Genomic DNA, 22,141 nt, shown 5'->3' with positions numbered 1-22,141 from the left:
CAAGACCAATCCGGCTTGGCTCGGCGGTTGTGAAGGAGGTGGCTACTCGGCCCCTGCGGCCTTTGCGCGGCGCTTCCTGACCGCTGCGGAGAGGATCGCGTGTTCCTCCTCGGTAGCCTGGTCGAAGAAATTCTCCGGCCACTTATCGATGCCGCCGAACTCGTTCTGCTGGACGAGTTCGTAGGTGGTCGCACCCTCCACGCGCTTGGCGAAGTAGATGCCGATCGTCTCCTGGAGCCTGTCCATCTCGTCCTCTGCGACTCTCCTGCGGAGCCGCGAGATGAGGTACTCGCTGTGCGTCTCGACGATCAGGTGTCGACCGCTCTGCGCCATCGCCAACAGGAAGTCGGCCAGTCGTTGCTGCACCCTCGGGTTCAAGTGAAGTTCGGGCTGCTCGATAAGCAGGAGCGAGCCCGCAGGGGCCTGCACGCACATCACGATCACGGGCAGCAACTGGCTCACGCCAGTGCCGACGCTAGTGAGGTCGAGGTCGCCCTCGACATCCGCCTGCCGCACCTGCATCTGGATGCCGAAGCGCCCCTGGTCAGAGACCGAAAAGCTCTCGCCGATGTCGAGGTATTTCGTCCAGCGGCTCACTGCGGTCATGAGCTGAATCGGGCGGCGCGGGGTCTTGATCGCTCCCTCATCGTCCGGGGTCGGGACGCTGACCTTGCGGTCACCATGGCGTTGCAGCACGGATGCGGTGAACTCACCCTTGGAGCCGACATAACTGTCGTCGCCTTCGGGCGAGTCGGCGTAGGCCGCACGCGGTTCCTCACGGAGTGGGCCGAGGTACCGAATTCCACTCCTGAGGTACGAGGACGCGAGATTCGACGCCCTGCCGAGATCGTCCAGACGATGAGGGAAAGGGACCTCGCCCTGCACGCCACCCTTCGTCAGTTCCTTGACCACCTCATCGCCGAAGCTCTCCGCCGATGCGATGTTGAGGTCGAACCTTGTGCGCGTTTCGGGTGACTTCGAACTCAACTCGAATCGAACCGCATCGGCGTACTCGCTCGTGGCTTCCGCGACGGCGGCGTGCACCTCCAGAAGTATCCGGCTCACCTCGTCGATCGCGTTCACGACCGTGAGCAGGTCGTGCTCGACCTCGTCACGCCCGTGGATCGAGCGGCGCAGCAGCATTTCGCGCCAGGTCTCGAAGAGGACTTCAGCGCGGGGACGCATCACCGACGCGTCCAGCGGAAAACCGCCTTCGACGAGGATGTCCACGACCTCAAGGAGGTTGCCATTCGCCCCAGCGAACTGGCCAGAGAAATAGTGCGGGATTGAGCGCGCATCGTCGTCCTCGTCCAGCGGCACCAGATCCTCGGCGTCGTCGTCAGCAATCGCGAGCACCCATGCCCGATCAAGACGAGGCGCTTGCCGCGGGAGCGTGTCGTGATCTGCTGGTTTCAAATCGACGTTGAGGCGTTCGATCTTCGCGATGCCCTTCTGCCGCGACGACTCGCCAAGCTTGACCTCCCACGACAGAGTCGCAAGCACCGGAGCGGTTTGCGTAGAGCCAATAGCCCTTCCGTCGCGATAGATCCCGCGAGGCGCCTGAATCTCAAAGTCCGCTCCGATAATGAGCGGTTCCTCGTCGCTGCTCGGACCGCGGTATTTGACTTCGGAGACCGTGCCGAGCCGAACCCCGCGTCCATTGAGCGGGTAGAGGTATCCGGCCGTGCCCGTTGCTTGGCTTGCCGCACGAATGCTCTGGAGGAGCGTGCTCTTGCCAGCGCTGTTCGCACCGACAACTACGGTGAGCGGTCGGAGCTCAACCTCGGCATTCCGCACGGACTTGAAGTTCTGGAGGCGCCACCGCCGAAGGCTGATTCCGCGTCGCGTCGCGAACGGCACGCGGCGCTCGAAGATGGGATTGCTCATGCGTAGACCTCCCGGTACTGGGTGACGTGCGCGATGGTGGAGACGAGGGCGACCTGGATGAGGCGACCGGCCTGCGTGCGCGCCGGGCGCGCCTCTATCGGCCCGTGAATGTCAGTCGACCGGCCGAGTAGCCAAATGTTTGAGTAACCCGCCGACGCGGCGTATTCGACCTGAAGTTCCGCATACGCGCCGAGCGTCGTCCTGGTTGGCGCCCTGCTGGGAACGCTTGCGGTGTCCGCGTACTTCATCAGAAGGCGAAGCGCGTTGAACAGGCCGGCCGCGCGGTACGCGTCTCGGAGCTCCTCGTCAATGGCGATCTCGACAAGCCATCCAGGAATCCGAGCTGCTCCCCGCTCGACTTCCTCGACCGCCCCGACGACGAACTCCTCGAAGGCTTCCTTCTCCGCCTCGGTCTCCGGCACCCGCAGCGCGTTTGCGTCGATTTCCGGGACCCGATCGCCATCGATGAGGTCGTGCGTGCAGTCCGCTGTGAGAGTCTGAAGCCGCTTCAGTTCGTGAACCTTGAAGCTCCACCGTGGGTCCGTCCGCTCGACTACAGGCGGTCCTGCGAGCGGTCGGTCAACGGCTTCCTCGTCGCGAAGAGCATCGAGTGCTTGGAGTACGTCCGTGTCCACGCGTCCGACGCGTCGATCGAGCTGCACGAACCAGGCGTACCCGAAGATGTCCGATTCAGCGAGCAGGTCGTAGGCGCGGCCGATCTCGTCGCCTGTCAGGACAAGGTCGGTATTGCTACCGAATTCCATGTCGGGGCTGAGGAGCGTGACCGTTGTGGACTGCGTGGATGTGTCAATGTCGGTCACAAGTACGAGCGCGGAAGGCGAGTTCCTGTCCATCGCGACCGCGCGGTAGATACCGCCGACTTCGATCTCGGTCATGCGGCACCTCCTTCTGCCTTGCGGATGACGAGCGACTGAAGCCGCCCGAATGCTTCGCTGATGAGTGCTTCGGTCTGGTCTGCCAGCTCAGCACGAACTTTCTCGAACGCGGAGTCCTTGTACTTGGCAGCAGTGGGACGGCTAACTCCAAGGCGGCGCGCGATGTCGCCATCCGAGTCGCCGATCCACTTACCAGCCAGCATGGTTGCTTCCTCCTTGGTGAGCGCCGCGACGATCCGCTCCGCCAGATCGTTCGCCAGGGTCAGCTCGCCCGGGTCGAGTTCGGCGGACCGGTCCTGAGCACCAGCGTCATTAGAGACAACCTCTGCTGTTGCGAAGACTGTCAAAGCTTCGTCGAAAATCCTCTTGAGATCGGACTCCTCGACCTCGCCGACAGCACCACACAACAGGGTAAGCGCATCAGTCATCGTCTCTGCTGTCCAGAGCGCACTCGCCCTCTCGGCACCGTTACCAGGCAGGCGGGGGAGCGCCGCAAGCGATGCGGTAAGCCGGCTGGTATACGGAATAGGTTCCGCTTCGGAGCCGATAAGGCGCCAGGACCTCGGCTTCTTCCTCACCTGCTCGAACGGCGCCGCACCGAGCCGATCGACAGCCCGGTCGTACAGGTTGTCCACGACAGTCCGTTGTCTCCGGTCGATGAGGGTCATCCGTACCTGGCGATAGATCAGCGCCCGTGCGTGGTCGAAGTCGTTCGCAGCGTCACAGATGTACTCGGCTTGGCCCTTGGTGATCATGCGCTCAACGACGTCCTGAACGAGGTCGTTGATCGCATCGTCATCCCAAGCCGAGGAGCGCGCGTAGTAACCAGGGCTGTAGCGACGTGCGACACGCGGTGTCGCTTTCCTGATCTGGTAGAGCCAGAGGGTGCCGAGACCCTGTCGGGAATGCTCGTCGATTAGGGCTTGCAAGTCACCGGCTTCGACATCGGCGAGGTCGATCTCCTGGTTGACGTCCGCGAGCGGGCCTCCAGGAATCACTTCGTCTGCCACCGCGCTGCTTTCACCGAGTCGATGGTTGCTTGGTCGTCCTCACTACACAGACGGTGTGACTCATCGAGTGCATCCGTGGCAACAGGGAGCGGGCGCGAGACGACGATGTTGCCCTCGTCGCGCAGCCAGCACCTCGGCCATTCCTCATGGTGGTCATGCCCAGGGTTGCGCACCTCGACGCGATCGAGACTTGATGTGCGCGCGAAGACGTATGCCAGCGGACCAGACGGGGGCGAATGGCGCACAATGATCGGGCGCATCGCGTGCGGCTTCTGCGGAGCGAACCCGACGACAGCTTCGGTCTGCTGGTACCACGCGTACATGAACGGACCCATGTTGAGCAACCCTGCTAGGTCCGCGAGACCGATCCCCACTGAAATCCTCCGCTGCCGAAGCGGAGCTCGGCCGTTTGCGCCATCGTGGCATCGTGGCATCGACCAGCGTATCGAGTTGGCCGGCCGGACCAGGGCGAGGGTAACGAATGTGCCTTGAACTGGGTACGGCGTCGGTCGGCCATGTAGCAGCCCCGCGCTCATTTGGTGGCGACTCGAAACGATCGTCATATTCCGATACTCCCTGGCGAGGAAGTCCCGTTACCGATCCGAATGCGTATCCTCGACTATGGCCTCTGCCTCCGCTTACCAGCGCCTCGTCATCGGACCGGCCTGGGCGGTTTGCCCACACTTTGCCCACAATTGTTCGAATTCTTAGCCGATCGTGCAGCGTCGCAGTAATCTAAAAACACCGAACTATCAGGTATTTAAAGTTCCTCCTCAACCGGGTATTGGGATTTGATTCGATTTCAAATCTCACCGGTACCGCCGCGGCTAAGGCCCCGAATCCCTTGAAAACACTGGGATGTCGGGGCCTTTGCTTTAGGTACTCGCCCATTCGGTGCAACTGCGCTTCCGTTGCGGAACTGTGGGCGAACGGCTGGCACTGAGCGGCCGCTCGAAGCCCATGCGAAGCGTCTCGGTGGCGTGTATCGGATGCGGAAGGAGGGGCTCTCCAAGGTCGAGATGAAGGACCGGGTTGGGCAACGGTCGAGGGCTCGTGTACCCGTACGACAGGATCCTCGACGCGGTGACGTCCGCGGCGTGACGTGAGCGCACGCCGCTGAGGACATGTCCACCGACGGGCCCGATGCCCTCTGTCTGGGATGCCCGGCATGCCCTCGGTCCGTTTACACTCGTATGCACCCGGGCTCGCGCCCGGCTGCATCCTGTGGGGGGCCATGCATACGTCTAGGACCCGAAGAGCCCTTTCTGTTCTGTCAGCAGCGTTGCTGGTCGGGGCGATGTTCTCGGTCGCCGAAGCCGCATCAGCACCCACGGCGGCACATGCCGCGGACCCGACGATGGTCAATCCGATGACCGTCAATGGTGGTTTCACCGTCTATTCGCGTGGTGACGCGACTCTCTCGAACAGTGAGACGGAGGGCAGCATCGCCGTCGGCGGCGAGCTCACCATGGGCACGTCGGCGACGTATCAGATCGCGCACGTCATCGCCGGCACAGGGGCATACATCCCGCCGACGATCGACAACGATCCGACACGACTGCTGATCGGCAGCTACAACCCGAATCCGGCGCAGAATCCGGGCCGCATCAACATCACCAATGCCGGGGCGACGGAGCCGTCGCAGATCGGCGATCTCAAAGTCGTCGAGCGGAACACACTATTCACCTCGTTCGCGCGCGGCGGCTTCCTCAGATACGGACTCAACCCGGCCGACGCTGACGCACCGCCGCTCATCGACTCGCAGAACCAGACCTATCCTGCCGATGCCACACCGCCGACCACCTCCGCTGGCAACGGCAGCATCTTCACCTACAACACCACGGCGGGCGGCACGAGCACGGAGGATGTCGTCGCCGACTACGTCGGGCGTAACGCGCAGGCCTCTATGGACCAAGTTGCTCAATGCTTGGCGAACATTCCCGCTCCTGGAGGCACTGGACATCAGCTGACCGCGGTGGATGCCGGCGGAGGGCGCTTCGTCCTCTCCGAGCTCACGCCTGGTGTGCCCAATTACATCGACTACACCGACCTCATCGGCGCAGACAAGATTCAGTTCGCCGGCACCGTGCCGGATGCCACGACACCGCTGATCATCGTCGTTCCGGCGGGTACGACGGATATCCCAGGCCCCTCGATCGATCCGCAGGGCACGTACTCGCCGTTCGTCTTGTGGGATGCGTCTCGCGTGACAGGTCCCCTGAACATCCACAGCGGTGGGCGCGTCGACGGATCGGTCTACGCGCCCAACGCCGACCTCACCATCTCTGCCGCCCCGTGGGACGGTCAGGTGCTGGGAGGAACGGTGAACCTTTCGGGCGCTGGGGAGATGCATTCGTACATGTTCTCGAGCGCGATTCCCTGCGACATCAGTGGCCAGAGCGGTACGTTCTCCGTGGCGAAGGCGCTGGCGGGCGTAACAGCAGGTGAGCTCTTGTCGACGACCTTCACGGTCGGCTACGTCGCCACGTATCCAGACGGATCGGTGCATCCAGGCACACTCCAGATCGCGGCGGGCGCCGCGCCAGCGAGCCCGGGCATCGAGTTCCCCTACGGCACGACGATCGCTGTGGCGGAGGTACCGCCGGACGGCTCGATGCTCCCGCCTGGACTGGCATGGACGGACGTCACGTGGAACGGCGACACGACTTTCACCATTGACGCGACCCATCCGTCGGTCGCCCTGGTGGTGACGAACACGGCGTCCTCGACCCCGGCCGGATTCACCGTGACCAAGACGGTCGCCGGCAGCGGCGCGACCGTCGTGCCGTCGGACACCGAGTTCGGTCTGGAATACCGCATCAACGGCGGCGACTGGATTCCACTCACCGTGAGCCCTGAGAATCCTGCGGAGGTCAGCGGTCTCGATCCGTCGGACACGATCACGATTCGCGAGACGACGATGCCGCCTGTCACGGGCGTCTCCTGGGGGACCCCGGTGTGGACCGTCAACGGGGGTTCGGTCGCTCCTGACGCCGACGGGAACGTGACGTTCTCGCTCACTGGAGGAGACACAGTCGACATCGGACTGGAGAACGTGGCGACGGCCGTCGGCTCTCTGACGGTCTCGAAGCAGGTGGCCGGCAGCGCAGTCGACGACGTCGCCGACGTGGACTACACCGCGACCTACAGCGTCAACGGCGGTCCGGAACAGACCATCACGTTCCACGGCGGCGACTCGGCGACTATCGATGACATCCCCGCGGGCACCACCATCACCGTGCATGAGGGTCCACTACCCGACCTTCCCGGCATCGAGTGGTCGACGCCGGCCTGGACGCTCGACGGCGTCCCACTGGCTCCGGATGCCGATGGCAACGTCACGATCGTCATCCAAGGCGGCGAGACGATCGGCCTGATCCTGACCAACACCGCCAACGGATTCGGCACGCTTCAGGGCATGAAGACGGTGACGGGGGACGGTGCATCGTCGGTGCCCGCCGATACCCAGTTCACCGTGCTCTACCACGTGGACAATGGACCCGAGCAAACGCAGCTCGTCCAGGTGGGCGTGCCTGTCGTCTTCGGACACCTGAACACCGGCATCACCGTTCACGTCAAGGAAGGCCCGATGCCGGACATCGCAGGCATCACCTGGGGCACACCGCTGTGGACGATCGACGGGCAGCCCGTTGAACCGGGTCCCGACGGTTACGTGAGCTTCACAGCGGAGACCGGTACACGGATCGCGCTCAGCCTGGAGAACGTCGCCTCTCTGACACAGACCGGCGGATTCAGCGTGACGAAGACGGTGTCGGGGAGCGCGGCACCCGCTGTTCCGAGCGACACGCGGTTCACGGTGACCTACACCGTCGACGGCAGTCCGTCCCAGACTCTCACCGTCACGCCAGGGGACGCGTCGACTGTGAGCGGAATCCCGACAGGATCCACCGTGACATTCGTCGAGGCGACTCCGCCGGACATCGCGGGCGTCACATGGGGTACGCCGACGTGGACCGTCGACGGGAGGGTGATGACGGATCCCACCATCACGATCGGCACGGATCAGACCATCGCCCTCTTGCTGACCAACGCGGCCGATGCGCCAAGCGGCGGCTCCGGCGGCGGCACCCTGCCGGACACCGGATCGGATGTCGTCGGCTGGCTCTTCGGAGCATTAGCGGTGACCATCGCGGGCGGGCTGACCCTGCTGATCGGAAGGTCCCGGAGACGATCGGCCTGATCGGACAGGCCGCAGACTCGGCCACACACGTCCGAGGTGACACCGCAGGGACGATCTGATCGGCCGTCGCCACGGGGAAGTAAGTCATGCGTCTGTGACGAGTGAGCCCTCTGATTCGGGACGGGGTATTCGGCGCTGCGCTTGGCGGAACCCGCTCGGCGAGATGCCTCTCCGTCGAGCGAATTGGCGGGTGAAGTATGCCGGATCCGTGAACCCTACCCGTGCAGCTATGGCGTTGACTTCGAGATCGGTCTCCGCAAGCAACGACTGCGCGCGTGTTATTCGGGCCTCGATCAGCAGCTGAAGCGGGGTGAGCCCCGTTGACTCAATCGTCGACTTCCGCAACTCAGCCACGGACATCCCCAGCATTCGCGCTCGCTGCCCCATCGGCATCGCTCTGGAAGACTCGCGGGTGAATGTCTCCACGACGTTTGGGGCGGACGAACGCATCGAGGGTGCTGCGAGATCGGCGATCCAGGAGTAACACAGCGCGGACGACCGGAGAACGCCGACCGAACTGGTGTCGTCGAGCGCCGTGCGAAGTTCCGAGAACGTACTGGCGAGCGTCGGCGGGATCGCGTTCAGTCCGACCACGGGCGCGGAGCGCCTCCAAGCCGCGAGTTCGTCGAGCGCGTGTGTCGCCGCACCACCGAACAGGACCCAGTGCTCCGTCCAGCCGTCGACCGCGGGCCAGTAGCCGTGCTCGGCTCCTGGAAAGAGCCAGATCAACGTTGGCGCCGAAAACGCAACCACACCCGCTACGTCGCTGGAATACCAGCCACGGCCGGCGGAGACCACGACGGCTCCGTGTGACGGCAGCTTGCGGCCGCGAAACTCGGCGGCGGTTCCGGTGAACTCGCCGGCTCCGAAGCATGTCAGTCCGAGCCCGGCGAACACCGTGCTCGGATTCGCATACGCAGCCCAATTGCCCACAATCGTCCAAGTATGGAAGACGCGGCAGAATAATCCAACAATTTCGGACGAGAATCCATAGACGAATCATCCAATCGCCCTCGAACATGGACTCATGCTCACCTCAAACGGCTACGTCCTCGACGAGAGCCCACGGCGCCTAGGGCGGCTCGAACCGACACCGCGCGACGTGCGAAATGACAAAGACGCGCTCTGGCGACGACTCCGTCGCGACGGATACCTCTATCTCACCGGGCTCCTGGATCCGGCCGTCGTATGCGACTTTCGCGCGTACTACTTCGGCAAGCTTGCCGTCACCGGTCTGGTGTCGCCGGAGGGCATCTCGGAGGGCATCGACTCGGGAGGTGAAGTCGACCGCGCGCTCGTCCGTCGTGCCCTGTTCGACGAGATCGTCCCCGGCGATCAATACTCCGCGCTAACGGCGCATCCCGTCATTCGTGCCTGGTTCGAGTGGTTCCTCGGTGATGACGTGCACCTTCACAAACGTCGCATCATCCGTCACATCCGACCCGGGGAGAGCGGAATCGGCACCGCAACACAGGCCCACTATGACCTTGTGTATCTCCGCGAGGGAACCGACCGGGTGCTCTCGCTGTGGGTTCCGCTCGGCGACGTTCCCCTCGAAGTCGGCGGTCTCGCCTACCTCGAAGGAAGCCACCACCGGGTCATGGCGCAAGAGCGCGCAGGCGTACTGAAGGCGCCGGCGGCATCGATCACCGCCGACCTTCCCGGACTCGCGGACGAATACGATTCGCGATGGCTGGTCACGGACTACCGCGCAGGCGACGTGGTGGTGCACTCCGCCCATATCGTGCACGCCTCCACCGACAACGTCGATCCACGCAATCGGATCCGATTGTCCACGGATATTCGATACCAGCGTGTCGCTGATCCAATCGACTGGCGTTGGCAGGAGCACTGGAACGACCTCGACGGTCTGTGACCGATGGCGAAGTCACGGTGACGGCGGTCGTCTGGACAACGCCGATCGGCGTCCGGCGCGACGTAACTTCAAAGTCTGGCCCGACTGTTCACTCTGTGGCCGAGCTCAATGAGCGCCTCACGTCACCCTGTCAACCGGATGGTGGCCGACGCTCAAGAGGCCTACGTTCATGCCATGGCAGAGACACGAGAAGGATCACGAACAAACATTGATGGACTGCCAACCAGCACGGTTGCGCACGTCATTCACTACGGCAAGCAGAGCTTCACGCTCGACCAAGCGCAGGGCAACGAGACGTTGGGCCGCATCCGCACACTGTTGCGCGACGGATCCAGTGACGTAGTCGCCGTTGCGCACAAGGACGGACTGAGTTGGCTCGCGGTCGGGCCGGGCATCCCGATCGTGATCGATGAGATTGCACCCCAGCAAGGTCAGAGTGACCGCAAGGCGCTCAAGGAAGTCGGACTCGCCTAGTCGACGCCGCTTCGGCCAGCGAGGGGGAGTATCAGCGGGACCCGTCTTGCCAAGGAAGTTGCGACGAGGATGCCCAGCCCCTTCACCCGACGCGGTCGACCTCGTAGAGCACCTCGTGGGCGCGGACCGTTCCGATGAGGCGTCCGTCGTCGTCGGTGATGATTCCGCGGCTGCTCGGGGCCGACAGCGAGGCATCGAGCGCCTCGCGAAGGCTGCCCGATCGGCGGGCCACAGTGCCGCCGAGGTTGACGGCTTCCAGGCTCACCACCTCACTGCCGGATGTCTCGGCGATGCTCACACAACTCGCCGACAGCCAACCGAGAGGGCGCTCATCATCGTCGACGACGATGGCCCAGCCATCCTCGAGCGACAGCGCCGCCTGCTCGATCGACTCGCCGAGGGTGATCGCGCTCTCGACGTGGATCGGCAGGTCTGCTGCCGACTTGAAGCTCAGGCCGCGGTAGCCGCGGTCGCGTCCGACGAACGCTGCGACGAAGGCGTCGGCCGGGGCGTTGAGGAGCTGCTGCGGAGTGTCGAGCTGTGCAAGAACTCCTCCGGGCCGGAAGACCGCGATCAGATCGCCGAGCTTGATCGCCTCGTCGATGTCGTGGGTGACGATGACGATGGTCTTGGCGATCTTGTCCTGCAGGGCGAGCAGCTCGTCCTGCAGCTGCGCCCGCACGATCGGGTCGACGGCGGAGAAGGGCTCGTCCATCAGGAGCACGGGCGGGTCCGCGGCCAGGGCGCGGGCAACGCCGACGCGCTGCTGCTGTCCGCCGGAGAGCTGGTTGGCGTAGCGGCTGCCCATCTCGGGCGTGAGTCCGACGAGTTCGATCAGCTCGGCCGCGCGGTCCTCGGCCTTCTTCTTCGGCCACTTGAGCAGGTTCGGTACCGTCATGATGTTCTGCGTCACCGTCTGCGTCGGGAACAGTGCTGGGGACTGCAGCACGTAACCCATTCGCCTGCGCAGCGTGATCGGGTCGATCCGCATGGTGTCGACGCCGTCGAACGTGATGACGCCGCTCGTTGGCTCGATGACGCGGTTGATCATCCGCAGCGTCGTCGTCTTGCCAGAGCCTGACGAGCCGACGAGGGCGGTGATCCTTCCTGCCGGGATGTCGAGGCTGAGGTTGTCCACGGCCACCGTGCCGCCAGGGAACCTCTTGGTGACCTTGTCGAAGGTGATCATGGTGCATCCCCCAACCGAAGTGACGTGATGCCCAAACCTTGCAGCACAGCGGAAACACCAGGTGAACTCGATGGTCCAGTTTCCTGGTCGGTGCGCGTCATGAAGCGGGAGCTGAACCCTCCAAGCGATCGCGGATGACCGACACCCCGTCACCCTCGAGGTCGTCGATGAACGCGGTGCGACCCGCCATGGTCATGATGAGAGCGAGCGTGGAACCTCGCACCAGTGGGCCGTCACCGTACCTGAACGGGGCGTCGGTGGATCGGCCGTCGGCGGGCTGGTCGTCGGTGGATTCGAGATGCAGGCCGCGGATCGTCTTGTTCGAGGGCACCGCTGCGTTGGTGCGCGCGTAGAACGCGGCGACCGTGGTGAGTACCTCCGCGGGAGGCTCGTGGTGCAGCCCGAGCGGACGCCGGATGTCTGTTGAGTGCACCACGATCTCGCCGAGGGATGCCGCGGGAGGCACGGGAGCGGACGTGCGGCTGTCGATCACACGGCGAAAGCGCTCGAACGTCTCCGCCGGGGTCGCGCCTAGGTGGTCATCCTTGCGCCGTTCGTTGTGCAGATCGAAGTCGAAGCGTGCGCCGATCACGCTGCCCATCCAACGTACGGGACCGACGCTGGCAGAGGCGGTGAGGTGGGCGACGACGTCTTCGACGGTCCACTCACCGCAGAGCGACGGGATGGCCCATTGTGCGTCATCCAACGTGGTGAGGTCGGCCGCCAAGGCCGTGCGCTCGGCGCGCACCGCCGACCAGATTCTGTCCTTCGAGGGTGTCGCAGCCATGGGACATTGCTACCAGCACGAGGTATCCGCGAGGTTTCGTCGTGGCGGGGACCCGTTCGGCCCAAGTGGTCGCCAGTTGTTGTGGGATCGCGGGGGTGGATTCCGCGATAAGAGGCGACGACTTCGGGTGGTGGTGGGGTGCCTGGGGCAGGCATGGTGTGTGTGGTGTGGGTGGGGCGCCGAGGCCGGGCGGGATGGGTTACGCGGCGGCCGGGGGTGGGGCGTCGGGGCGCCGGGCGGGCGGGAGGCCCTCGGCCACGAGGCGGTAGGAGTCCAGTACGAGGCCCTGCAGGAGCTCCTCGTCGAGGTCGCCTCCGGCCTCGGCCGTGATCCAGTGCTTCTTGTCCATGTGGTAGCCGGGCGTGATGTCGGTGTACTGCTCTCGAAGGGCGATGGCGTCATCCGGATCCGCTTTCAGGACGACGACCGGATGCCCGGGCAGATCCGTCATGAGCATGAACACCTTGCCGTGCACCTTGTGGCGTGTCCAGTTCGGGTGCGACTGCACCTCAACCGTCGTCTCGGGCAGCGCCGAAGCGTATCCGGCCGCCTTCTGCTGGAGTGCGTGCTCTTCCACGTCGATCAACTCCTTATGTCGAATTCGTTCCGGTGGTGGGGTGGGGAAGTCGGGGGTGCGTGGGGTGGGAAGCGTTGAGTGGGGCGGGGAAGTCGGGGGTGGGGCGGGGAAGCGTTGGGCGGTGCGTGGCCGGGGGCGCCGGAAGGGTGCCGCGCGTCATCCCGCGTGCTGACGTTCACCCGCGCATGCGTGCCACGATGACCGCCGAGACGGCGGCGAGAACGGCCGAGGCGAGAATGATGATGCCCGCCGTGAGAAAGAGGGCCTGCAGGCTCGTCGTGCTGATCAGGATGGCGCCCAGTCCCGATCCCGCGGCGAGGGCGATCTGCAGGTTCGTCACGTTCACCGCGGATGCCGCCTCAGGGGCATCGGGCGCCGAGTCGAGCATCCACACGAGGGTTCCGGGGTTCACGATTCCCCAGAACAAGCCCCACAGGATGAGCAGCAGGCCGGCCAGCCACGGCACGGGTGTCGTGCACGCCAGAAGGATGACCAGGATCGCTACCACCGCTGCGGCACCGGCGAAACTGCGGATCACGCCCCGCTTGAAGAGCCATCCGGCGAGGACCGACCCGGCGATGCCGCCACAGCCGTAGATGACGAAGAGCACGGAGATCGTGTCGCTCGACAGGTGCGTGTGGCTGATCAGAAAGGGCGTGACGTAGGTCCACGCGGCGAACTGACCGATGAAGACGATCGCGCCCGTGATCATGCCCAGGCGGGCGACGGGTCGCTTGACCACGCCGATCAGATCGCTCAGCCGGGTGTGACCATCGGCCGGCAGGCTCGGCAGTACGATCAGCTGCGCGACCACGACGACGAGAGTTGCGATCGCGGCGACCGCGAAGGTGAGCCGCCACCCGATGAGGTTGCCGAGGAACTGGCCGGCAGGCAACCCGACGACGGTTCCACCTGAGATGCCCGCGGCGATGATCGTGATCGCCCGGGTGCCGCTCGCACGCCCGACGAGCTTGGGCCCGAGCGGGGACACGACCGTCCAGAAGGCCCCGAGGGTGGCGCCGAAGAGCATGCGGGCGACGAGCACGAGCACGAAGCTCGGCGCGATCGCGACGACGGCGTTGGAGATCAGCACGGTGACGCCGAGCAGCAGGATGAGGGTGCGCCGGTTGATGCCGCCCGAGCCGAGGAAGAACAGAGGGGCCGCGACGGCTGCGGCGAAGCCCGGCACGAGAATCAGCAGACCGGCCAGGGCCAGCGACGTGCCGAGGCCGGACGCGACCTGGGGGAGAAGCCCGACCGGGAGTGTCTCGGTCATGACGATGATGAACGCGCCGAGCGCGACGGCCCCCGACGGATGCCCACCCGCGCGCACTGTCGGGCCGCTCGGTAGCCGGTGTGTCCGGCCCGGTGAGAGGGACGGCGGCCGTGCACGTCTGCCCGGACACGACCTGCACCACGGGGGTGCGATCGGTGGTCGTGCCCGCTTCGATCATGTCGTCTGGTGCCGTGCGCCGGGTCGGATGGCGCGATCAGCCCTTGATGAGTTCGATGATGTGGCCGAAGCCGAGCTGCGACTCGAGGGCCGTCAGGTCACCGCTCGCCAGCTTGGCGGCGCCGCTCCTGGCGGCGTCGAGTGCGTGCGTGTAGGGGTCGACGCCGAGGCTGATGCGGCGCACGCCGATCTCTCGCAGCTCGTCGAGGCTGCGTCCATCGGTCGGACCGACGAGGAGGTTCACCGGCTTGGGCGCGACCGCCTCGACGACGGCGCGGATGGCCGCGGTGTCGGGCAGGCCCGGAGCGTAGAGCACGTCGGCACCGGCCTCCGCGAAAGCGGTGAGACGTCGGATGGTGTCGTCGAGGTCGTCGATGCCCCACAGGAAGTTGTCGGTGCGGCCGGTCAGCACGATCCTTCCGCGTGCGACCGACGCCGCTGCCTGCATGCGGCGCACGGCGTCGTCGAAGTCGCGGATGGGGTGCTCGGGATCCGCCGAGGTGTCCTCGATCCCGATTCCGGCGAGGCCGCGGTCGATGGCCGCCTCGACGGTGGCGGCGACGTCCTCGGGAGTGGTGCCGTAGCCATCCTCGAAGTCTCCGTTGATCGGAAGGCCGGAAGCCGAGGTGAGCAGCGCCGCGTGGTCGAGGTGCGTCTCGCGGCTGACCGCGTGGATGCCGTCGATGCGGCCCAGCGTCGCGGCGAAGGCTGCGGAGGAGGTGGCGATCGCACCGAATCCGGCCTCCTTGAAGAGGAGCGCGGAGGGGACATCCCACACGTTGGGCATGATGAACGGCTCCGAGCGACGGTGGAGCTCGGCGAATCGCTCGTACTTCTCGTGGGCTGTGGTCTCAGACATGGCACTTCCAGACTAGAACTAATGGGACCAAATGGTCCAGTGGTGGTGTGAATCGAGCGGGTGGGCAGGCGAATGCGGTGTGGGCAGCCTCACCGTCAGAGTCGAGCGGCCTGTGGCACCTCTCGTGCCAGCAGGATCGCGACGGCTCCGAGCAGAGTCCCTGTGATGCGACGCTGCCACTTCGTCCATGCTGGCCGAACCTTGAGGAATGTCGCTATGGTTCCGGCGGCGAGCACGATCAGCGCGTTGACGATCATGCTGACCGTGATCTGGATGCCCCCCAGCGTGAACCCCTGCGCGGTGGTGCTGCCCGTCGCGGGGTCGATGAACTGAGGGATGAGCGCGAGATACATCACCGCGGTCTTGGGGTTCAGCAGGTTGGTGACCAGACCCATGCGGAAGAGCTTCCATGCCGAGTCATCCCTGAGGGAGCGCGCCTCGAAGAGGCCGGTTCCGCCCGGCCGCAGTGCCTTCCACGCGAGCCAGGCGAGATAGAGCACGCCAGCGGCCTTGAGCCCGATGTAGAGCCACGGGACGACAACGAACACGACCGCCAGCCCCAGGTTCGCCATCGTCAGGTAGACCAGGAACCCCGTCGCGGTGCCCGCCAGCGAGATGAGCCCTGCGGTTCTGCCCTGCGAGGTGCTGCGCGAGACGAGGTAGATCATGTTCGGGCCGGGCGTCACCACCATGATGAGGGCGGCGACCGCCATCCCGCCCGCCGCCGCCCACGACACCCCACTGCCGAGTACTCCGCTGCCCAGCACCCCACTTCCCACCACCGTCATGATCGTTCCCTCCTCTTCGCGCTTCCTTTCCACGATGCTGTAATGGTCTTATGCATCTCAACCCTTACGGCGAGTACGCGGTGCTGCTCGCCGCATCCTTGGCGAACGACTGGCCGGATGATCGCGAGGGCGTCGTCGAGCGAGCGCGGTCGTTCGGGATGCAGATGCCGTTCGCACCGGCGCAACAGTCGGACCATGCGGGTGTTCGGCGCGTGATCGACGACTGGCTGACTGTCGTCGACGAGCCGGTTCCTGAGCGGAGAGCTGCACTGCTCAACGGGCTCCTCGCGCAGGCGGCCGCCTATCCGCGGCTGACGGACCACGATGGCGAGGGATGGCACCTGCACTACCGCGACGCCGACCAGGGTCTTCCGCACGTGCTCGAAGCGGTGATCAGCGTGGGGACCGCGCTGCACCTGACGACGCGCGGTATGAGCCGGCTCCACCGATGCGCGGCAGGAGACGATCCCGGAGACGCGTGCCGCAACGTTGTTGCCGATGTCACGCGCAACGGGCGTCAGCGGTACTGCAGCGTTCGGTGCGCGAACCGCGCCGCAGTGCGGCGACATCGGGCGCGCCAGGTGTGACATCCACTCGGCGATCGGACTCGACGATGGTCGGTTGGGCCGGTTGGCGAGTGCTGCCGGCTGGCGTCGCTGACGGTTGTCAGTTGCCTCGGTGGTCCTGGATGGTCAGCCGCGGCGCCTGCCTCGGCCTGCGCAGACCACCCGCGTAGATGAGGCGGATGACACGCTGCCGGTCCCCGCGCCAGGGCTCGAGCAACTCGAGCATGCCGTCGTCGTCGACGGGTCTGCCGATGAGAGCCCATCCGACGTCCTTGGAAAGGTGGTAGTCGCCGACGCTGACTGCGTCTGGATCGCCGTGCGACACCTGCGTCGTCTCGGCCACCGTCCACGCGCCGACGCCAGGGATGCTTCTGAGTCCAGCGCCCAGCTTCTCGTCGGCGGGGTCGAGCGTCGCCAGTCGCTCGAGGGATGTCGCACGAAGGGCGGCAGCAACGGCGGTGCGCGACTGGCTGGACTGAACACCCGCGCGATGCCACGCCCACGACGGGATACGGCTCCACTGCTCCGCGCTCGGCGGGACCATCAGTCCCGACGGTGCAGGGCCGGGCGCCGCGGCGCCGTGGCGGGTGACGAGGTACCGCCACGAGCCGCGCGCCTGGCGGCCCGTCGTCTTCTGGCCGAGCACGGCGCCGACCAGGGCAGGGAAGACGAGCCCGGTGCGCGTCAGGAACAGGCCGGGGTTCTGGCGTCGGACCTCCGCCAGCTTCGGGCTTCGCGAGAGATCGAGGTGACTCCAGTCGTCGCGGGCGCCGAGCAAGTCCGGTGCGGACGAGCGCGCCCACTGCGCGCCGGGCCCCCAGGATTCGATCCGGAAGGCGCCGCGGTCCGCTCCCGTTCCCGCCTGCACCCGGAGCGTCGCGGGGCCGTCAGGGGTGAAGACGCCCCGCCAGAACCCTTCGGCGGTGAGCCGGAACGTGGGGTCGGCAGCGCCGTAGCCGAGGGGTCGCGCCGTCTGGCGCAGGTCGACGGGATGACGTGGCCGATAGACATCCATCTCGTCTGCCTCGCTCGTCATGACCCGTTCACCTCCGTTCTCTTCTGCCACGATCACTTCGGTCATCCCGTTCAGTCCTGAAGCTAGTCATCGGGCGCTGTCAGCGGTACAGCGGGGCGGTTGCGAAGTGTCTCACTTGGAAGAACGTGGTATCTGGACTGCATAGTCCCGTATTGGGTAACCTTTCGACATGGCCCAGATCAGCGAGCGGCGCTCGCCGCTGACGGCATCGACGAGTACCCCGCACGACGAGCCCTACCGCAGCGCGCTCTGCCGCGATCGTCACGAGCTCGCCGGCGTCGAGGGCGTGGCCGATCTGTACCGGTGGTGCGATCGCCTCGTCGACGAGCTGGTCTGTCCGGACTCTGCACACGCCAAGGCGATGAGCCCCGCCGTATCGAGGGCGAACATCCACGAGCCGCCGCGGACGGCTTTCCTCGACGAGTGGACGACCCTGGTCGAGGGGACGGTCGGGCGGCTTCAGTGCCAGGGCACGATAGCGAGCACGCGTGCTCCGGGGAACGTCGCCACGGCGTTGCTGGCCGGTATTCAGGGCGGGATGCTGCTTGCCAGGGTGACGCGTGACGCGGAGACCCTGCGTGACGCGATCCGGTTTCCGTTGGATCAACTGGACCGCTCAGTACCATAGGAACATGTCTGACGCGCCGGAGAGTGGGCCCAATCCACGCCTGACCCCGCGCGGTGCGCAGACGCGAGCGCGCATCGTCTCCGCCGCGGCCGAACTGATGCGCGTGAAGGGCGTCGACGCGACGACGCTGGATGACGTGCGTGCGGCATCCGGCACCAGCAAGTCTCAGCTCTACCGTCACTACCACGACAAGAGCGAGCTGGTCAGGGACGTCATCGAGTTCACCGGCGACTTCGTCATCCGGCGTGAGCAGGAGCGCCTCGGGCGCGTCTCGAGTGTCGCGGGGCTGCGTCGTTGGCGTGATGCTCTGGTGCAGGCGAACGACCTGCAGCACGGTGCCTACGGGTGCGCGCTCGGATCGCTCGCCGGCGACGTGGCGGATCACGACGCGCTCGCGCGGGAGCAGCTGTCGCGGCTGTTCGGCACCTGGACGACCTTGATCTCCGGGGCGCTCTCTCGCATGCAGGAGCGCGGGACGCTCGGCCAACAGGTCGATGCCGATTACGTCGCCAACGGACTGCTCGCTGCACTTCAGGGCGGTTACCTGCTCGCGCAGGCGGCTGGAGACTCCGCTCCGATGGCGTCGGCCATCGACATGGCGCTGGACTACATCGACAGCCTGGCCGTGAAGGCCAGCTGACCCTTGTTCACCTACTCCGCGAAGCTGCGCACGTAGCTCAGCGCGGAATCCAGCGCTCCCTCGAGCGGGGCGGCGTCCCTGCGCGTCTGGCACAGCAGCAGGCCACCCTGCAGTGAGCTGAGCAGGAACGTCGCCAGGGGGGCCACGTCCGTTCCGGGACGCAGGTGGCCGGCCTCGAGCATGCGGCCCAGCCCGATCTCGAAGCCGCGCTCCCATCGGTCGAAGCCCTCGTTGAGCGCCGTGCGCGCCGACTCGTCGGAGTCGGCCAGCTCGTTCGCCAGCGACCCGAGCGGGCATCCGCCGATGAAGCCGTTTCGGCGTTGTATCGCGACGATCCGGTCTTTCCAGGCGTCCCAGTCCGCCCAGGATGACATGCGCTCGAAGTCTGGCTCGTGCCCACTCATGACCCGTTCGGTCTCGAATTCGATGACGCCGCGCACGAGCTCCGACTTGTCTTCGAAGTAGTGATAGATCTGCGATTTGCCCACGTCGGCGGCCGTGCAGATCTCCTCGACCGTCGTGGCGTTCGCTCCGTGATCGAGCATCAGGTCCGCTGCGATCCGGATGATCCGCGCTCGCGTCTGCTGCCCCTTCGGCGTGAGCGCTGCACGCCTCCCGGACGCGACAGACATGGGCACCTCCGGCTGCGCTTTGTACTCGATATTACATTTCGGGCTTGCTAGGAATGTACCGAGCCGACCAGGAAGGCAGACGAAACACATGTCAGACAACCAGTTCCTCAACGACGCGGCCGCGCGCAGCGCGGAGACGTCCACCGACGCCGAGCAGCTCGACAAGATGGTCGCAGTGGCCGCGGGCGACACCGAGTCGAACGACTTCGACCCGAATGCGATCAGCGACGCGTCGATCCTCAACTTCGCGCTCAACCTCGAGTACCTCGAGGCGGAGTTCTACCTGCGGGCATCCACCGGCGAAGGCCTTCCGGCCGACCTCGTCGGCGGAACGGGCACGCCCGGCGACGTCTCGGGCGGCAAGCCGGTCGACTTCCAGAGCGTTCTCGTGCGCAACATCGCTCGGGAGATCGCCATGGACGAGAAGGGCCACGTGACCTTTCTGCGAGGCGCGCTCGGTTCCGCTGCCGCATCGCGGCCGGCGATCTCCCTCGACCAGAGCTTCACCGCTGCCGCCCAGGCCGCGGGCCTGATCAAGGAGGGGGAGACGTTCGACGCCTACGCGAACGACCTGAACTTCCTCTTCGCCGCGTTCCTCTTCGAAGACGTGGGAGTCACCGCGTTCAAGGGCGCCGCGCCGTTCATCTCCAACCGCACCTACCTGGATGCAGCAGCCGGCCTGCTGGCGACCGAGGCCTACCACGCGGGCATCGTGCGGGCGACCCTCTTCAACGAGGGCCTGCTCAACGACGACGTCTTCGCGGCGATCGACAAGATCTCGAACGTGCGCAAGGCCGTCTCCGGACCGGCTGACGACGACCAGGGCATCGGCAACGCCGCAGAGGCGAACCTGATCCCCACCGACGACCATGGAGGAACGTTCGGTCGCAGCCCCGAGCAGATCCTGAACATCGTCTACCTGAGCCCTACGCCGGCGACCTCCGGCGGTTTCTACCCCAACGGGCTCAACGGCGAGCTGCGGATGAGCGGGGGTCAGTAGTCGCGTACTCGGCGATGTGGTCGATGGCGAGGTCGAGCGCGACCTCCATCGGCCTGATGTCGTGGGCGGTCTGCGCAAGAAGATAGCCGCCCTGGAGTGCAGCCATGAGGCCGACCGCGAGTCTTTCGGGGTCGGCCTCGGGTGATAGCGCACCTGTGGTCTGCATCCGCTCGAGTCCACGGGCGAGAAGCTCGTCCCATTCCACGAAGGTGTGCGCGAGAGTCTGCCGAGCCGTCTCGTTCTGATCGGCGATCTCGTTCGCCAGTGAGCCGATGACGCATCCGTATGCACCGCTCTGCAGCGTGTTCTGCTGAACGATGGCATCCCGCCACCGCCGCAGTCCGTTCAGAGACTTCACGGAGCGCAGCCGAGTGGTCTCACGCTCCAGGACGACCTGCGATTGCGATGCGACGACCTCGTCGACGAGGGCATCCTTGTTCGCGAAGTGCTGGTGGAACTGCGACTTGCTCGTGGTCGTCGCGCGCAGCACGTCGTCGATCGTTGTCGCGCTGACTCCTTTGACGCGCATGAGGTCGGCTGCCGCGCGCACCATGCGCTCTTTCGTCGCTGCGCCGCGGGCGGTCACGCGACGCGTCGGCACCGTGCCGTCGTTGTGTGTTGTGCCGTCGTCGTGCACCGTACCGCCGTCGCGGACGGTGCTCTCACGCTGCTCGGGCATGCGGTCAGCCTAATTGCGACATGTACCGTCGTATAGAAGGGACCCGCACTCAGATTCTCAGGTCGCTGTTTCCTCGCGCGAGCGCGTGCTCCACGAACGCCGCCGCCGCGCGTGTGAGCGGCTTCGCCCGATGGATCAGGTGCACGTCGTAGCGCTCCGGGGGAGAGACCTGTCGGACGACAGCGCCTCGGCGTGCGGCATCCTTCGCGACCGACTCGGTCAGGAAGGCACTGCCGACACCCTCGAGGATGAGGGGCACGATGGCCTCGCGGTGCGGCGTCTCGACCGCGACGTTCAGCGGGATGCCCTGCTCGAGCACTCGATCGAGCAGGGCTCGGGTGCGCGTCCCGGTGAAGCCGCTGATGAAGGTGCGGCCGCCGAGCTCGTCGAGCGTCACGGGACCGCCGGCCGGGGAGCCGGGCGGGCTCACCAGCATGATCTGGTTCGCCGTGAACGCGTGTGCGACCAGCTCGGAGGAGGCGACCGGGCGGTCGACGAGAGCGATCTCGCACTGAGCAGAGAGCACGGCCTCCGCCGCGATGGCGCCGTCTTCGGCGGGGAAGAGCGCGACGACGACCTCGGAGTGATCTCGGCGGAAGCCGCCGATGAGGTGGGCGAGCGGGTCGACGGTCAGCCCGGGAGGCGCCGCGATGCGCACCTTGCCGCCGTGCAGGCCGCGCAGAGCGACCATCTCGTCGCCGGCCTCCTTGATCTCCTGCAGGATGTGCCTGGCGTGCGGCAGCAGGGTCAGCCCTGGCTCGGTGAGGACGACGCCTTTGCCGCCGCGATGGAACAGCGGTGCCCCCACCTCGGTCTCCAGGCGACGGATGCCCTCGGAGAGCGACGGCTGCGTGACATGCAGGGCATCCGCTGCCGCGGTGAAGCTGCCGCGCTCGCTCGCGGCGACGAAGTATTCGAGGAACCGTACTTCCATAGGCACAGTCTATGAGAGTCATCGACAGA

At 65.9% G+C, this 22,141-nt stretch carries 22 protein-coding genes; 7 read left to right on the top strand and 15 right to left on the bottom strand.

Annotation, left to right across the window (positions count from 1 at the left end):
* Window positions 1-42: 42 nt before the first annotated feature.
* The 4 genes from ACYVDN_RS11180 to ACYVDN_RS11165 are packed head-to-tail and all read right to left on the bottom strand — an operon-like array spanning window position 43 to window position 4,167.
* Complete coding sequence (locus ACYVDN_RS11180) at window positions 43-1,887, bottom strand: AAA family ATPase (protein WP_460571410.1); 1,845 nt, start codon at window positions 1,885-1,887, stop codon at window positions 43-45.
* Complete coding sequence (locus ACYVDN_RS11175; protein ID WP_460571408.1) at window positions 1,884-2,783, bottom strand: hypothetical protein; 900 nt, start codon at window positions 2,781-2,783, stop codon at window positions 1,884-1,886. The genes ACYVDN_RS11180 and ACYVDN_RS11175 overlap by 4 nt, the downstream gene beginning before the upstream one ends.
* A complete protein-coding gene (locus tag ACYVDN_RS11170; protein ID WP_460571406.1) occupies window positions 2,780-3,793 on the bottom strand; it encodes a hypothetical protein in 1,014 nt (337 codons plus the stop codon). The genes ACYVDN_RS11175 and ACYVDN_RS11170 overlap by 4 nt, the downstream gene beginning before the upstream one ends.
* Window positions 3,778-4,167, bottom strand: a complete 390-nt coding sequence (locus ACYVDN_RS11165; RefSeq protein ID WP_460571404.1) for a hypothetical protein — start codon at window positions 4,165-4,167, stop codon at window positions 3,778-3,780. The genes ACYVDN_RS11170 and ACYVDN_RS11165 overlap by 16 nt, the downstream gene beginning before the upstream one ends.
* A 995-nt stretch (window positions 4,168-5,162) precedes the next feature.
* Between ACYVDN_RS11165 and ACYVDN_RS11160 the strand changes: the two genes are divergently transcribed.
* A complete protein-coding gene (locus ACYVDN_RS11160; protein ID WP_460571402.1) occupies window positions 5,163-7,994 on the top strand; it encodes a DUF5979 domain-containing protein in 2,832 nt (943 codons plus the stop codon).
* Between the two features lie 84 nt (window positions 7,995-8,078).
* On the opposite strand, the gene ACYVDN_RS11155 is transcribed toward ACYVDN_RS11160, so the two are convergent.
* A complete protein-coding gene (locus tag ACYVDN_RS11155; RefSeq protein WP_460571400.1) occupies window positions 8,079-8,891 on the bottom strand; it encodes an AraC family transcriptional regulator in 813 nt (270 codons plus the stop codon).
* A 130-nt stretch (window positions 8,892-9,021) separates the two neighbouring features.
* Between ACYVDN_RS11155 and ACYVDN_RS11150 the strand changes: the two genes are divergently transcribed.
* Entirely contained in the window at window positions 9,022-9,870 is an 849-nt protein-coding gene (locus ACYVDN_RS11150) for a phytanoyl-CoA dioxygenase family protein (RefSeq protein WP_460571398.1), read from the top strand.
* A gap of 174 nt (window positions 9,871-10,044) precedes the next feature.
* On the top strand, window positions 10,045-10,344 hold the full coding sequence (locus ACYVDN_RS11145) for a hypothetical protein (protein WP_460571396.1): 300 nt from the start codon (window positions 10,045-10,047) through the stop codon (window positions 10,342-10,344).
* An 82-nt stretch (window positions 10,345-10,426) separates the two neighbouring features.
* On the opposite strand, the gene ACYVDN_RS11140 is transcribed toward ACYVDN_RS11145, so the two are convergent.
* The 6 genes from ACYVDN_RS11140 to ACYVDN_RS11115 all read right to left on the bottom strand — a co-directional run bounded on the left by ACYVDN_RS11140 (window position 10,427) and on the right by ACYVDN_RS11115 (window position 16,030).
* The gene (locus ACYVDN_RS11140; protein WP_460571394.1) at window positions 10,427-11,533 is read right to left on the bottom strand and encodes an ABC transporter ATP-binding protein; all 1,107 of its coding nucleotides are present in this window, start codon (window positions 11,531-11,533) and stop codon (window positions 10,427-10,429) included.
* A gap of 97 nt (window positions 11,534-11,630) precedes the next feature.
* The gene (locus ACYVDN_RS11135) at window positions 11,631-12,320 is read right to left on the bottom strand and encodes a maleylpyruvate isomerase family mycothiol-dependent enzyme (RefSeq protein WP_460571392.1); all 690 of its coding nucleotides are present in this window, start codon (window positions 12,318-12,320) and stop codon (window positions 11,631-11,633) included.
* A gap of 199 nt (window positions 12,321-12,519) precedes the next feature.
* A complete protein-coding gene (locus tag ACYVDN_RS11130) occupies window positions 12,520-12,897 on the bottom strand; it encodes an MmcQ/YjbR family DNA-binding protein (RefSeq protein ID WP_460571390.1) in 378 nt (125 codons plus the stop codon).
* Between the two features lie 175 nt (window positions 12,898-13,072).
* A complete protein-coding gene (locus ACYVDN_RS11125; protein ID WP_460571388.1) occupies window positions 13,073-14,230 on the bottom strand; it encodes an MFS transporter in 1,158 nt (385 codons plus the stop codon).
* 157 nt (window positions 14,231-14,387) lie between these two features.
* Window positions 14,388-15,209 (bottom strand): isocitrate lyase/PEP mutase family protein, encoded by an 822-nt coding sequence (locus ACYVDN_RS11120; protein WP_460571386.1) that lies wholly within the window; start codon window positions 15,207-15,209, stop codon window positions 14,388-14,390.
* Window positions 15,210-15,304: 95 nt separating this feature from the next.
* A complete protein-coding gene (locus ACYVDN_RS11115; RefSeq protein WP_460571384.1) occupies window positions 15,305-16,030 on the bottom strand; it encodes a LysE family translocator in 726 nt (241 codons plus the stop codon).
* Window positions 16,031-16,047: 17 nt separating this feature from the next.
* On the opposite strand from ACYVDN_RS11115, the gene ACYVDN_RS11110 reads away from it, so the two are divergent.
* A complete protein-coding gene (locus tag ACYVDN_RS11110) occupies window positions 16,048-16,584 on the top strand; it encodes a CGNR zinc finger domain-containing protein (protein WP_460571382.1) in 537 nt (178 codons plus the stop codon).
* A gap of 79 nt (window positions 16,585-16,663) precedes the next feature.
* On the opposite strand, the gene ACYVDN_RS11105 is transcribed toward ACYVDN_RS11110, so the two are convergent.
* Complete coding sequence (locus ACYVDN_RS11105; RefSeq protein WP_460571380.1) at window positions 16,664-17,644, bottom strand: DNA-3-methyladenine glycosylase family protein; 981 nt, start codon at window positions 17,642-17,644, stop codon at window positions 16,664-16,666.
* A 124-nt stretch (window positions 17,645-17,768) separates the two neighbouring features.
* On the opposite strand from ACYVDN_RS11105, the gene ACYVDN_RS11100 reads away from it, so the two are divergent.
* Window positions 17,769-18,227 (top strand): hypothetical protein, encoded by a 459-nt coding sequence (locus ACYVDN_RS11100; protein WP_460571378.1) that lies wholly within the window; start codon window positions 17,769-17,771, stop codon window positions 18,225-18,227.
* A gap of 4 nt (window positions 18,228-18,231) precedes the next feature.
* Complete coding sequence (locus tag ACYVDN_RS11095; protein WP_460571376.1) at window positions 18,232-18,867, top strand: TetR/AcrR family transcriptional regulator; 636 nt, start codon at window positions 18,232-18,234, stop codon at window positions 18,865-18,867.
* Between the two features lie 11 nt (window positions 18,868-18,878).
* Here ACYVDN_RS11095 and ACYVDN_RS11090 read toward each other — a convergent pair whose 3' ends face one another.
* On the bottom strand, window positions 18,879-19,499 hold the full coding sequence (locus tag ACYVDN_RS11090) for a TetR/AcrR family transcriptional regulator (RefSeq protein WP_460571374.1): 621 nt from the start codon (window positions 19,497-19,499) through the stop codon (window positions 18,879-18,881).
* Between the two features lie 88 nt (window positions 19,500-19,587).
* Here ACYVDN_RS11090 and ACYVDN_RS11085 point away from each other — a divergent pair, with 88 nt between their 5' ends.
* On the top strand, window positions 19,588-20,499 hold the full coding sequence (locus ACYVDN_RS11085; RefSeq protein WP_460571372.1) for a ferritin-like domain-containing protein: 912 nt from the start codon (window positions 19,588-19,590) through the stop codon (window positions 20,497-20,499).
* Here ACYVDN_RS11085 and ACYVDN_RS11080 read toward each other — a convergent pair.
* Both ACYVDN_RS11080 and ACYVDN_RS11075 read right to left on the bottom strand, forming a co-directional pair.
* A complete protein-coding gene (locus ACYVDN_RS11080) occupies window positions 20,465-21,178 on the bottom strand; it encodes a TetR/AcrR family transcriptional regulator (RefSeq protein ID WP_460571370.1) in 714 nt (237 codons plus the stop codon). The two genes, ACYVDN_RS11085 and ACYVDN_RS11080, sit on opposite strands and share 35 nt — an antisense overlap.
* Window positions 21,179-21,227: 49 nt before the next feature.
* A complete protein-coding gene (locus ACYVDN_RS11075) occupies window positions 21,228-22,112 on the bottom strand; it encodes a LysR family transcriptional regulator (protein ID WP_460571368.1) in 885 nt (294 codons plus the stop codon).
* Window positions 22,113-22,141 lie beyond the last annotated feature (29 nt).

This window comes from Humibacter soli, from assembly GCF_054779035.1.
Note: the sequence above shows the minus strand (reverse complement) of the source record. Positions and strands in the feature narration are given on the sequence as shown.